Genomic DNA, 12,394 nt, shown 5'->3' with positions numbered 1-12,394 from the left:
CAATCCCGTCGCGTACGCGAAGGACTACTTGCCCTTGGCGGCTTCCTTGAGCTTCGAGCCCGCGGACACCTTGACGCTGTAGCCGGCCGGGATGTTGATCGGGTCGCCGGTCTGCGGGTTGCGCGCGGTGCGAGCGGCACGGTGGGTGCGCTCGAAGGTCAGGAAGCCGGGGATGGTGACCTTCTCGTCGCCCTTGGAGACGATCTCGCCGACGGTCTCGGCGAACGCGGCCAGAACGGCGTCGGCGTCCTTGCGGGTCACCTCGGCACGGTCGGCCAGCGCGGCCACCAGCTCACTGCGGTTCATGTTGTTACTCCCGTGTTCTTCTTGCCGTTTGAGGCGTGCCACGCGGCGGAGCCGCATATCGGGCACGGTGAAGCCGATGCTGCCAGGGTCCTCGGTGAGTCCCCGGACCCGGGTCCGTCGTCCAGACCCTCGCGCCCGAAGACGCATCCTGCCCCTACCTGCGGCGGGAAAGCCAATCCGGCACCCGTAGGAGTCGCGAGAACACCCGTGGGAGTCACACGAAGAGCGCCACTGCATCAGTGTGGTGACGCTCCGTCGGCTCCCGGCAGCGAGGGCCGGGCCTGGAAAGGCCCGAAGCCTGGCCGCCACGATAAACGGCCGCCGAAGGCCCCGGGTTCCGCGACGCGCCGATGTACGGGCGGCCGTGGCGATCCTCACAGCCGCCGCACACATCGTCCGACGGCCTACGGCGCAGCGGGCGTCGCGGAGGGTGCCGCCGCTCCCGCGGCCTTCGCGGCCTCGCGGACCGCGCCGGCCACCGCACCGGCGACCTTGTCGTTGAAGACGCTGGGGATGATGTAGTTCGCGTTCAGCTCGTCCTCGGACACGACGTTCGCGAGTGCGGTCGCCGCGGCGAGCATCATCTCCGTGTTGACGGTGCGGGACTGCGCGTCCAGCAGACCGCGGAAGACACCCGGGAAGACCAGCACGTTGTTGATCTGGTTCGGGAAGTCCGAGCGGCCCGTGGCGACAACAGCGGCCGTCTGACGGGCGATCGTCGGGTCGACCTCGGGGTCCGGGTTCGCGAGCGCGAACACGATGGCGCTGTCGGCCATCGCGGCCACGTCGTCGCCGTCGAGGACGTTCGGGGCGGAGACGCCCACGAAGACGTCGGCGCCGCGCACGGCCTCCTTCAGGGTGCCGGTGAGGCCGTCGGGGTTGGTGTTGTCGGCGATCCAGCGCAGCGGCGAGTCGGGCTTGGCGTCGACCAGGTCCTCGCGGCCGGCGTGCACCACGCCGTGGATGTCGGCGACGACCGCGTTCTTGACGCCGGCGGCGAGCAGCAGCTTGAGGATGGCCGTACCGGCCGCGCCCGCGCCGGACATGACGACCCGGATGTCGCCGATGCCCTTGCCGGCCACGCGCAGCGCGTTGGTCAGCGCGGCGAGGACGACGATCGCGGTGCCGTGCTGGTCGTCGTGGAAGACGGGGATGTCGAGGGCCTCGCGCAGCCGGGCCTCGATCTCGAAGCAGCGCGGCGCGGAGATGTCCTCCAGGTTGATGCCGGCGAAGCCCGGGGCGATGGCCTTGACGATCGCGACGATCTCGTCGGTGTCCTGGGTGTCGAGGCACAGCGGCCAGGCGTCGATGCCGGCGAACCGCTTGAACAGGGCGGCCTTGCCCTCCATGACCGGCAGCGCGGCCTTGGGGCCGATGTTGCCGAGGCCGAGGACGGCGGAGCCGTCGGTGACGACCGCGACGGAGTTGCGCTTGATGGTGAGGCGGCGCGCGTCCTCGGGGTTCTCCGCGATCGCCATGCACACGCGGGCGACACCCGGGGTGTAGATCATGGAGAGGTCGTCACGGTTGCGGATCGGGTGCTTGGACTGCATCTCGATCTTGCCGCCGAGGTGCATGAGGAACGTACGGTCGGAGACCTTGCCCAGGGTGACGCCCTCGATGCCGCGCAGCTGCTGGACGATCTCGTCGGCGTGGGCGGTGGAGGACGCCGCGATGGTGACGTCGATGCGGAGCTTCTCGTGGCCGGAGGCGGTCACGTCGAGGCCGGTCACCGAGCCTCCGTGGGACTCCACGGCCGTGGTGATCTGGGAGACCGCCGTTCCGCTGGCGGGCACCTCCAGACGGACCGTGATCGAGTAGGAGACGCTGGGCGCCGTAGCCATGGCCGACTTCCTCTGCTTTCACCGTTGAGCTGAGTACGCGCTCCGATGGTCGCACCTACTGCCGGGTAGGCGTTAGCCGCCCCTGATTGCGAACGTTTTGTTCGCAAGAAAAAGAGGCCCCCGTTACGGAGGCCTCTTTCACAGTCAATGACACCGACCCGCCATGCTCGCCTCGCGGCAAGTGGTCGCTCTAAGCGACGAAGGTTGGGCCCGGGGGCTTGGATCGGGCCGGTGTCACACCCAGGCTAACAAACGGATCCCGTAAGGCCATTCCCATCCCGAGAGTTCATAGGAAGCACTCTCCCGATCAATCTCTGAGAAGGTCCGGCACCCCGTTCGCGTCCGGCTCGTCCCGCTCGGCGGAGACCACCGTGAGCTGCTGGGTCGCGCGGGTGAGCGCGACGTAGAGGACGCGGAGGCCGGCGGGCGACTCGTCGGCGATCTCCGCCGGCGATACGACGACGGTCGCGTCGTACTCCAGGCCCTTGGCCTCCAGGCTGCCCAGCGCCACGACCCGGTCGCCGAGCCCTGCCAGCCAGCGGCGGGCCTCCTCGCGGCGGTTCATGGCGACGACGACGCCGACCGTGCCATCGACCCGGTCGAGCAGCCGGGCGGCCTCCGCGCGGACGGACTGCGCGAGGGAGTCCCGTACGACGGCGAAATGTGGTCGTACGCCCGTCGAGCGGACAGCGGACGGGGACTCGGAGCCGGGCATCGCGAGGGCCAGGACCTTGGCCGCCAGTTCGGCGATCTCGGCGGGGTTGCGGTAGTTGACGGTGAGGGTGAAGCGGCGGCGGGGGCGGGAGCCGAGGGCCTCGTCGCGGGCCTCGGCCGCCTCGTCGGGGTCGGACCAGGAGGACTGGGCCGGGTCTCCCACGACCGTCCAGGTGGCGTGCCTGCCGCGGCGGCCGACCATGCGCCACTGCATCGGGGTGAGGTCCTGGGCCTCGTCCACGATGACGTGCGCGTACTCGACGCGCTCCTGGGCGAGCCGCTCGGCCCGTTCGCGCTGTGTCTCCTCGCGTACGGGCATCAGCTCCTCGAGACCGGTGAGCTGGTCCAGCGGGTCCAGGTCACGGCGCTTGCGGGGGCGGGCCGGGGTACCGAGGATCGCCTGGAGTTCGTCGAGGATCGCCACGTCGTGGACGGAGAGTCCGTCGCGCTTGAGGGCGCGGGCGACCCGGCGGACCTCGCCGGGGTTGAGGATACGCCGGGCCCAGCGGCCCAGCCTGCGCTCGTCGGACATGGCCTCCAGGACGGCGCGCGGGGTGAGTTCGGGCCACCAGGAGTCGAGGAACGCGATGAACTCGTCCTCGCTCGCGATGTCCTCGTCGAAGGAGGAGCGCAGTTCGGCGGCGAGTTCGGGGTCGGTGTGCCGGCTCGCGGAGCCGGAGCGCTCCCACAGGGCGTCCAGGAGGAGCTTGCGGGCGCGCGGGCGCAGCATGTTGACGGGGGCCGTGCCGCTGAGGGCGTTCTGGCGGACGCGCTCCAGGTCGGCGGCCTCCAGTTCGAGCCGGCGGCCGAAGGCGACGACCCGCAGCCGGGCCGGTGACTCGTTCGCCTCAAGGGCGCCGCGCGCCGCCTTCCGCAGGACGCGGAGCATGCGGTACGAGCCCTTGGTGCGGGCCACGGCCGGGGAGTCGTAGAGGGTGGCCTCGGCGCCGTCGACGAGCGAGCCGATGGCCCGGATGGCGACCTGGCCCTCCTCGCCGAGGGCCGGCAGGACGCCCTCGGTGTACGCGACCAGCAGCGGGGTGGGCGAGACGATGAGGATGCCGCCCGCGTAGCGGCGCCGGTCCTGGTAGAGGAGGTAGGCGGCGCGGTGCAGCGCGACGGCCGTCTTTCCCGTCCCCGGGCCGCCCTCGACGTAGGTCACCGAGGCGGCGGGGGCGCGGATCACCAGGTCCTGTTCGGCCTGGATGGACGCCACGATGTCGCGCATGGTGTGGCTGCGGGCCTGGCCGAGCGCGGCCATCAGGGCGCCGTCGCCGATGACCGCGAGCTTGTCGCCGTCGAGGAAGGCGGTCAGCTCGGGGCGCATCAGGTCGTCCTCGACCCCGAGGACCCGGCGGCCCTTGGAGCGGATGACCCGGCGCCGTACGACCCGTCCGGGGTCGACCGGGGTCGAGCGGTAGAACGGGGCGGCGGCGGGCGCCCGCCAGTCGATGACCAGGGGCGCGTACTCGGTGTCGAGGACTCCGATGCGGCCGATGTGCAGGGTCTCGGCGATGTCGGCCGTGTTGTCGTCGCGCACGGAGCCGTCGGCGGGTTCGACGGCGGTGTAGGCGCCGTCGGGCCCCTTCTGGCCGTCCTTGCCGAGCAGCAGGTCGATCCTGCCGAAGAGGAAGTCCTCGAACTCGTTGTTGAGCCGGTTGAGGTGGATACCGGCGCGGAACACCTGCGCGTCGCGTTCGGCGAGCGCGCCGGGTGTGCCGACCTGGCCGCGCTTGGCGGCGTCGTTCATGAGGAACTCGGCCTCGCGGATCTTCTCCTCAAGGCGCCGGTAGACCCGGTCCAGGTGGGCCTGTTCGCCGCTGATCTCCCGGTCCCGTAGCGAATCCTGGGCGGATTTGTCGGACACCGCATCGAGCGCGGTCTCCTGTTGAGCCTGTGCGGCCACCGGGCCCCCTTCTGACGTGCTGGGCAGCCGTCAACCGTACGCGAAGGGAGGCCGCCGAGGCGAGGGGCCCGCCCGGCGGATCCTGACAAAGACGCGGGGTCCGGTGCGCGACTGGCGCGTCCCGGACCCCGTCGAGCACAGTGAGCGACTGCTAGGCGTCCACTTCCACGAGCTTCTTGCCGTCGAAGGTCATGACCTCGAAGTGGTCGATCTCGTTGGGCGTGAGAGCCGCTCCGCCCTGGGCGTAGAGCGGCGCCTTGGCCTCGGCCTTCGTGGCGTTCGCGATGCCGTAGCCCCAGGCCGGGACCGACCAGGAACTCATCGTCTCGCGCTCGCCGTTCTTGCCGACCGCGATCAGGGAGCACTTGAGCGGGCCCTTGACGTTGCTCAGCTCGACGACCCCGAGGGTGCCCCAGTCCTTCTTGGTCATCGCCACGGTCGCGGTGACCTTGGTGGTCTTGTCCGTGGCGGAGACCTTGTCGGACAGAGTTTCGAAGGTGTCCTTGGCCGTCGCCGCGGCCACGGTCCCCTTCTGACCCGAGTTGTCGCCGCCGTTGGCCGCGATCACGGCCAGCGGTCCGGCGATGATCAGGGCGGCCGCCGCGGCGATCATGTAGAAGCTGCGCCGGCGCTTCATGGCCCGGCGTTCGCCCACGTCGTCGACCAGCCGTTCCACCAGCCGTGGGCTCGGCTTGGCGGACAGGGACTCGCCGATCGCGGGAGTGCCGGAGCCCGGCAGGTCCGCGAGCGCCGCGAGCATCGGTTCCATCCCGGCCAGCTCGTCGAGCTGCTGGGCGCACCACTCGCAGGTGGCGAGGTGTGCCTCGAAAGCGGTTGCTTCGGCGTCGTCGAGAATCCCGAGGGCGTAGGCGCCGACGGTCTCGTGTTCGTTCGAGCCCTGAGATCCCTGCATGGAACCTGGACTACCCGTTCCGTATCCCCCGTAAATGCTCATGCCGTCACCCCCCGCTCCTCCAGAGCAAGCTTCATCGATCGGAGGGCGTAGAACACCCTTGAGCGCACCGTGCCACTGGGGATGCCAAGCGTCTCGGCCGCCTCATTGACGGTACGCCCCTTGAAGTACGTCTCGACGAGCACCTCCCGGTGGGCCGGGGTCAGGTCGTCCAGCGCGTCAGACAGTGTCATCAGCCACAACGCCTTGTCGATCTCGTCCTCCGCAGGGATGACCTCCAGCGGCGACGGGTCCACCTCCTGCGGCCGGGCCTGCCGGCTGCGGTGACCGTCGATGACGATGCGCCGTGCGACCGTCACCAGCCAGGGTCGTACCGATCCGGTCGCCCGGTTGAGCTGGCCGGCGTTCTTCCAGGCCCGGATGAGCGTCTCCTGCACCACATCCTCGGCACGTTGCCGGTCACCGGCGACGAGCCGCAGCACATAGGCGAGCAAGGGTCCGGCGTGCTCTCGGTACAGGGCACGCATCAGCTCCTCATCAGGTTCCGAGGACTGGGACATGCGATGTCGGGCCCTCGGCGCTTGTTCATTGGCCACGACGGAATCCTTGCGCACGCCCACCTCCGGTGTCCGGGGGTTGCCCCGGTCGGTCGCTCATGGAGAGGTACGCGGGAGGGTGGGCGGGTGTTCAACGTGAGGCGACAGTTTTCTTCGAAGTGACGTGACGACCGGGACATGAGTGCACATTCCAGCCGTACGATCTTTACATTTCCACCACATCAGCAAGATCGCGCGAGCTGCCCGTGCGGTTGCCGAGTGAAACGCACTGTTGTCAAAATCACTTCGCCGATTGACGGTGTGTCACTTCACAGAAGCCGCATATGGGATTCTCAGGCCCGGGCGAGAGCCGCGCGCCGACGATGCCGGGCCACTCTCTCCCGATTCCCGCAGACCTCGCTGGAGCACCAGCGCCTCCTGCGCCCCCGTGACGTATCCAGGTACACGATGGGGCAGTTGTCGCCTTCGCACTCCCGCAGCGAGGCCCGCGCGACCGGATCGGTGAGCAGCTCGACAGCATCCCTGGCGATCACCGCGAGCAACGCCTCACACCCCGGCGGACCGGCCAACTCCCGCACCAGCGCCCCGTCTTCGGCCTGTACGGCCCGGGGTGCCGGGGGCGCGGCACGGGCACGGTCGTTGAGGTGGGCGAGCGCGAGGTCGTAGGAGTGGGCCTCGGTCTGCGGCCTGCTGCGCACCAACTGTCCGATCCGTCCCCGCAGTTCGCGGAAGCCGACGAGCCAGGTCGCGTCGACGTGCGCGAGCTCGGTGGCCCCCGGCACGAGTCCGGAACGGACGATCCACGCGCGCAGCGGCTCCGGCGCGTCGAGCCGTTCCTCGGGATGCGTGGTCGCGAGCAGATCCAGGCAGATCCGCCCGGCGTCGAAACGCAGCTCGTACGGGGCCATGGTCGTACCCAGTGCCATGTGCCTGTCACCGCCTAGGGATTACCCCGGTCGGGAAACCGTTGCCTCTACAGTGCCTGCCCGCCCGCGCGGCCGGAACCCCTCGTACCGAGCGCGCGTGGGGAGTGCGCGTGGACGGCCGCGTATGCGCGTGCGCGTCTCGGCGATGTCGGGGGCGGGGCCGGGTCCGTTGACTGGAGGCATGACAGAGAACAGGTCGGACAACACGACTGCCACAGGTTGGGTATTGGGTGCGGCCACGGTCGCGACGGGGCTGATCGCCGGGGCCTTCTACGTCTTCGCCTGCGCGGTGATGCCGGGGCTGGCGCGCAGCGACGACCGGGTGTTCGTCGAGGTGATGCGGAACATCAACGACGTGATCCAGAACCCGGTGTTCTTCCTGAGCTTCATGGGGGCGCTGCTGCTGTCCGCGATATCGGCGTGGCAGGCACGCGGGAGGCCGTACCGGGGGTGGGTGCATGGGTGGGGTGGAACGTGGTGCGGGCGGTGTTGTCGACGGTGGCGGTGGGGTGTTTGGGGCGGGGGTTGGTGTTGTACGGGGCCTACCAACGCCGGTTGGTGCAATCCGGCCTGTCCCAGCGCGCTTCTTGACTCAGGCCGCAAAATCCAGCCCGTCCGGCGTTTGAGGACGAGGCCCCTTCAGGGCCGATGGGGGTCTGGGGGCGGAGCCCCCAGCCACGCCCGCATCAACACCCCGCACAAAAGCCCGCTCAACCGTCGGAGTACTTCGCGTCGGCCGCCGGATCCAGCGCCAGCCGGTACCCCCGTTTCACCACCGTCTGGATCAGCTTCGGCGCGCCGAGTGCCGTGCGGAGGCGGGCCATCGCCGTTTCCACGGCGTGCTCGTCGCGTCCGGCGCCGGGCAGGGCGCGGAGGAGTTCCGCGCGGGCGACGACCCAGCCGGGGCGGCGGGACAGGGCGCGGAGCAGGGACATGCCGGCCGGCGGGACGGGTCGTAGCTCGCCGTCGACCAGGACCGCGTGGCCGCGGATCTCCACCCGGTGGCCCGCGACGGGCAGGGTGCGGGCGCGGGCGGGGAGTTCCTGGCAGAGGAGCTGGACGAGCGGGCCGAGGCGGAAGCGTTCGGGCTGGACCGTGGTGATGCCGTGGTTCTGGAGCGGGAGCGCGGTGACGGGGCCCACGCAGGCCGGGAGGACGTCGTGGTGCAGGGCGGCGAGGAGTTCGGGCAGCAGCCCGCGGGTCTCGGCGCGGGAGAGGAGCGACGCGGCGGCCGGCGCGCTGGTGAAGGTCAGCGCGTCCAGGCCGCGCGAGACCGCCGCGTCCAGCAGCCGGTCCACCGGGGCGATGTCCTCGGGCGGCATCCACCGGTACACGGGGACCACCACGACCTCCGCTCCCCCGGCGCGCAGCGATTCGACGAACCCGGGCAGCGGTTCGCCGTGCAGCTGTACGGCGACCCGGCGGCCGTCGACGCCCTCCTCCAGGAGCCGGTCGAGCACCTCGGCCATCGACTCGGAGGACGGTGACCACTCCTCGGTGAGACCGGCGGCCCGTACGGCGCCCTTCACCTTGGGCCCGCGGGCGAGCAGTTCCACCCCGCGCAGCCGGTCGAGGAGGGTCTCACCCAGCCCCCATCCGTCGGCGGCCTCGACCCACCCGCGGAATCCGATCGCGGTGGTGGCCACCACGACGTCGGGCGCCTGGTCGATCAACTCCTTGGTGGCGGCGAGCAGTTCGCTGTCGTCGGCGAGGGGCACGATGCGCAGCGCGGGCGCGTGCACGACCACCGCGCCGCGCCGCTGGAGCAGAGCCCCCAGCTCGTCGGCACGGCGTGCGGCGGTGACGCCCACGGTGAACCCGGAGAGGGGGCCGTGGGGCGCGCTCTCCGGTCGCTGCGGTTGTTCGTCCATGTCTCTCGTCCCGAACGTAGTCGTACATGCAGTCGTACAGAGGGTGGTGCGGCGGGGCCTACATGCCGAACGAGCCTGTCAACGGTGCGTGACAGGCTCGGTTCGACTTCATGTCAGCAGTGTTACGTCACACCTCGGCATAGCTGAGCTGCGGCTTCGCCTCCGATGCGGAAGCTTTGGCCTGCGCCTGGGCGGTCGGGCGGCGAAGGTATACGGCCCAGGTGACCGCGAAGCAGAGGCCGTAGAAGGCGAGGAAGGCGACGAACGCGCCGGTGCCGGAGCCGTAGGAGAGGAAGGACTGCCGGAAGGCGAGGTTGATGCCGACGCCACCGAGCGCGCCGACCGCCCCGATGAGCCCCATGGAGGCACCGGAGAGCCGACGTCCGTAGGCGGCCGCCTCCTCGCCCTCCAGTCCCTTCGCGAGGGCCTTGGTCTGGAAGATGCCGGGAATCATCTTGTACGTCGATCCGTTGCCGAGCCCGCTGAGCACGAACAGGACGATGAAGACGGTGACGAACAGCGGCAGCGACTTCTGCATGCTGGCGACGAGGAGTACGGCGGTGGCGGCGGCCATGGCCACGAAGTTCCACAGGGTGATCTTCGCGCCGCCGTAGCGGTCGGCGAGCCAGCCGCCCACCGGGCGGATCAGCGAGCCGAGCAGCGGGCCGATGAAGGTGAGGTACGCGGCCTGGAGCGGCGTACGGCCGAACTGGACCTGAAGGACCTGCCCGAAGGCGAACGCGTATCCGATGAACGACCCGAACGTGCCGATGTACAGGAACGCCATGATCCAGGTGTGCCAGTCCCGCGCGGCGTCCTTGGCGGCGCCGGTGTCGTTCTTCACGGAGGTGAGGTTGTCCATGAAGAGGGCGGCGAGGGTGGCGGCGATCAGGATCAGCGGGATGTAGATCCCGAGCAGCACGCGCGGTCCGCCGCTGGCCCCGATGATCGCGAGGGCGATGAGCTGGATGACCGGGACGCCGATGTTGCCGCCGCCGGCGTTGAGCCCGAGAGCCCACCCCTTCTTCCTCAACGGGAAGAAGGCGTTGATGTTGGTCATGGAGGAGGCGAAGTTGCCGCCGCCGATACCGGCCAGCAGGCCGATCCAGAGGAAGGTGTCGAAGGAGGTCCCCGGCTTCATCACCACGAAGGCGGCGATGGTGGGGATGAGCAGGAGGCTCGCGGAGACGATCGTCCAGTTCCGCCCGCCGAAGATGGCGACCGCGAAGGTGTACGGCACCCGGACGACCGCGCCGACGAGTGTGACCATCGAGGTCAGCAGGAACTTGTCGGCCGGGGTCAGCCCGTACTCCGGGCCCATGAAGAGCACCAGCACGGACCACAGGGTCCAGATCGAGAAGCCGATGTGCTCGGAGAGCACGGAGAACAGGAGATTACGACGGGCGACCTTCTCTCCGGTCTCCCGCCAGAAGGTCTCGTCCTCCGGATCCCAGTGCTCGATCCACTTGCCAGTGGCTGTCATGACGCCTCCACGGTCCACTACGGGGTAACGAGCGGTTTGTCTTCCAAGGGCTGCATCCCGAAGGTAGGGACGGCGGATTTCCACGCTGTGGCTGTGAGTGACCGGAAGGGAACGTTGCTCTCACGAGCGGGGGAGGCGCGCGGTGAGGTCCTCAGGGCAGCCGGCGCCGGCCGGTCTCCACGTCGGCGCAGTACAGGCGGGTCTCCTTGCCGTTCCAGCTCCGGGCCCTGAACCGGCAGTGAGGTCGTCCGGCTCCCGCACGGTCATCCTGTACGGGGCCCGCAGCCTCAACCGCAGCAGGTCACCCCGTGGGTCGACCTCTGCGGCCCGCGTACCCCAGCAGGCGGACCCTGCGCCCGGCGGGCCGGTGGAACAACGCGCGCCCGCCGTCGACGAGTTCGGGGTGTCCTCCGATGTACCCCTGGGCTTCCGTGGGGAACCGGGTCGCGGCGAGTTGCTCGCCGGTGTCCGAGGCTCCTACGACAAGGCTCTTGGGCCCGTAGGGCTCGCCGCGCCAGGAAAGGAAGACGGCCGCGTCCTCGACAGCTCCGGCCCGGCCGACCGGTTCCCCGTCCCCTCCGCTCCAGATCTCGTCGCCGCTACGGCCGTGCAGCGCCCGGAAGCGGCCATCGCCCAGAATCACCAGCTCCCCCCTCACCAGGAGCCCCTCGATCCCCTCGCACTCGTGCTCCCACAAGGTCTCGCCGGTGAGCGCGTCGACGCCGGCGACCGATCCGCGCTTCCCGTACCGGTCGCTCCACACGACGAAGGTCGAGTCGCCTACCGCGGCGACCACGCACAGGACACTCGCGCGGCGGATCCAGCGCGCCCTGCCGGTGGCCGCGTCCAGTGCGGTGACCGCGTCGCGCTCCGCATCCCGCCGTACGGGAACGGCGACCACGGCACCGGCGACGGCCACGCTCCACGGCCGCACCTCCCCGACCTCGTCGCCGCACCAGCGCACCTGCCGCTGGCGGCATCGAGCGCGGCGACCCGCTCGCCCGGCACGGCCACGTACACCGTGCCACCCACCACGACCGGATGCCCCACTCCGCCGCCCTCGGCCCGCAAGGTCCACAGCCGCCGTTCCTCGTCCACCGCGACGGTCAACGGCACTCTGTCGTCGGCCACTTGTCCCCCCCGGGTCCCCGCCGGGTCAGCATGCGGGGGTGAGGTGAAAAAGTGTGACGCTCCACATGGAAGTGTCACAGTTCTGGGGAAGGGGTGCGGGCGATCTCGAACCACAGCAGTTTTCCCGCACCGTTGTCGAGCGGCCCACCGTCCCCGATCGGCCAGCCGCCCCAGGAGGTGGCGTACGCCTGTACGAGGTGAAGGCCGCGTCCATTGTCGGCGTCGAGCGGGGCAGGCGGGAGCCGCTCGACGGACCGCCTGTCGAAAGGTGCGGGAACGTGCGGGTTCGAGTCCCAGACACCGACCCGCAGCCGCCCGTCCCCGAGGGCGGTGAGACGGAGTGAGGCGGGGCCGCGCGTGTGCCGGTATGCGTTGGTTACAAGTTCGGACGTCAACAGCTCGACCACGCCCAGGAGTTCGGACATCCCGTGCCCGTCGAGGGCGGCCCGTACGGTCATACGTGCGACGCGTGCGGCTCGGGGGTCATGGGGTAGGCGGAGGGTGTACGCCCAGGTGGCGGGCGGGGATACGGTGACCATGGCCGGCTCCGGGAGGGGGTGAAGGACTCGGGTTCGCTCAACGGCTGCGCCGGGCGGTGGCAGCGCTGAGGGTTCGGTGCGCTTCCGGCTTATGGGCGGGGCAGTTGGGCGGTACGGGTTCTACAGTAGGACCCCACGGGAGATAAATCTCCCGAACTTGAGAGATGTACCTGTAATTACCTCGTGTGAGCTACACGAGGGCCG

General features: G+C 70.1%; 10 protein-coding genes and 1 pseudogene. All 11 read right to left on the bottom strand.

Annotation, left to right across the window (positions count from 1 at the left end):
- Nucleotides 1-24 precede the first annotated feature (24 nt).
- Nucleotides 25-306, bottom strand: a complete 282-nt coding sequence (locus ACQHII_RS29595) for an HU family DNA-binding protein (protein WP_019056394.1) — start codon at nt 304-306, stop codon at nt 25-27.
- Between the two features lie 404 nt (nt 307-710).
- Nucleotides 711-2,150: an NAD-dependent malic enzyme gene (locus ACQHII_RS29590; protein ID WP_427922126.1), complete on the bottom strand. Its 1,440-nt coding sequence runs from the start codon at nt 2,148-2,150 to the stop codon at nt 711-713.
- Between the two features lie 307 nt (nt 2,151-2,457).
- Nucleotides 2,458-4,770, bottom strand: a complete 2,313-nt coding sequence (locus ACQHII_RS29585; RefSeq protein WP_427922125.1) for a HelD family protein — start codon at nt 4,768-4,770, stop codon at nt 2,458-2,460.
- A 151-nt stretch (nt 4,771-4,921) separates the two neighbouring features.
- Nucleotides 4,922-5,683: an anti-sigma factor family protein gene (locus ACQHII_RS29580; RefSeq protein ID WP_427922124.1), complete on the bottom strand. Its 762-nt coding sequence runs from the start codon at nt 5,681-5,683 to the stop codon at nt 4,922-4,924.
- A 38-nt stretch (nt 5,684-5,721) separates the two neighbouring features.
- The gene (locus ACQHII_RS29575; RefSeq protein WP_019056398.1) at nt 5,722-6,243 is read right to left on the bottom strand and encodes a sigma-70 family RNA polymerase sigma factor; all 522 of its coding nucleotides are present in this window, start codon (nt 6,241-6,243) and stop codon (nt 5,722-5,724) included.
- Nucleotides 6,244-6,572: 329 nt separating this feature from the next.
- The gene (locus ACQHII_RS29570; RefSeq protein ID WP_427922123.1) at nt 6,573-7,166 is read right to left on the bottom strand and encodes a CGNR zinc finger domain-containing protein; all 594 of its coding nucleotides are present in this window, start codon (nt 7,164-7,166) and stop codon (nt 6,573-6,575) included.
- Nucleotides 7,167-7,876: 710 nt separating this feature from the next.
- Nucleotides 7,877-9,037 carry a uroporphyrinogen-III synthase gene (locus tag ACQHII_RS29565; RefSeq protein WP_427922122.1) on the bottom strand — a complete coding sequence of 387 codons (1,161 nt, stop codon included), beginning with the start codon at nt 9,035-9,037 and terminating at the stop codon, nt 7,877-7,879.
- Nucleotides 9,038-9,164: 127 nt separating this feature from the next.
- Complete coding sequence (locus ACQHII_RS29560; RefSeq protein WP_427922121.1) at nt 9,165-10,520, bottom strand: nitrate/nitrite transporter; 1,356 nt, start codon at nt 10,518-10,520, stop codon at nt 9,165-9,167.
- Between the two features lie 301 nt (nt 10,521-10,821).
- Nucleotides 10,822-11,439 carry a PQQ-binding-like beta-propeller repeat protein gene (locus tag ACQHII_RS29555; RefSeq protein ID WP_427922120.1) on the bottom strand — a complete coding sequence of 206 codons (618 nt, stop codon included), beginning with the start codon at nt 11,437-11,439 and terminating at the stop codon, nt 10,822-10,824.
- A 62-nt stretch (nt 11,440-11,501) separates the two neighbouring features.
- A pseudogene (locus ACQHII_RS29550) lies at nt 11,502-11,618 on the bottom strand (PQQ-binding-like beta-propeller repeat protein); the annotation flags it as partial.
- A gap of 107 nt (nt 11,619-11,725) precedes the next feature.
- Nucleotides 11,726-12,190 carry an ATP-binding protein gene (locus tag ACQHII_RS29545; RefSeq protein ID WP_427922119.1) on the bottom strand — a complete coding sequence of 155 codons (465 nt, stop codon included), beginning with the start codon at nt 12,188-12,190 and terminating at the stop codon, nt 11,726-11,728.
- Between the last annotated feature and the right edge of the window lie 204 nt (nt 12,191-12,394).

It is taken from the genome of Streptomyces sp. cg40, from assembly GCF_050320165.1.
GTDB classification, from domain to species: Bacteria; Actinomycetota; Actinomycetes; order Streptomycetales; family Streptomycetaceae; genus Streptomyces; species Streptomyces hokutonensis.
This window is presented reverse-complemented; position numbering and strand designations above follow the sequence as displayed.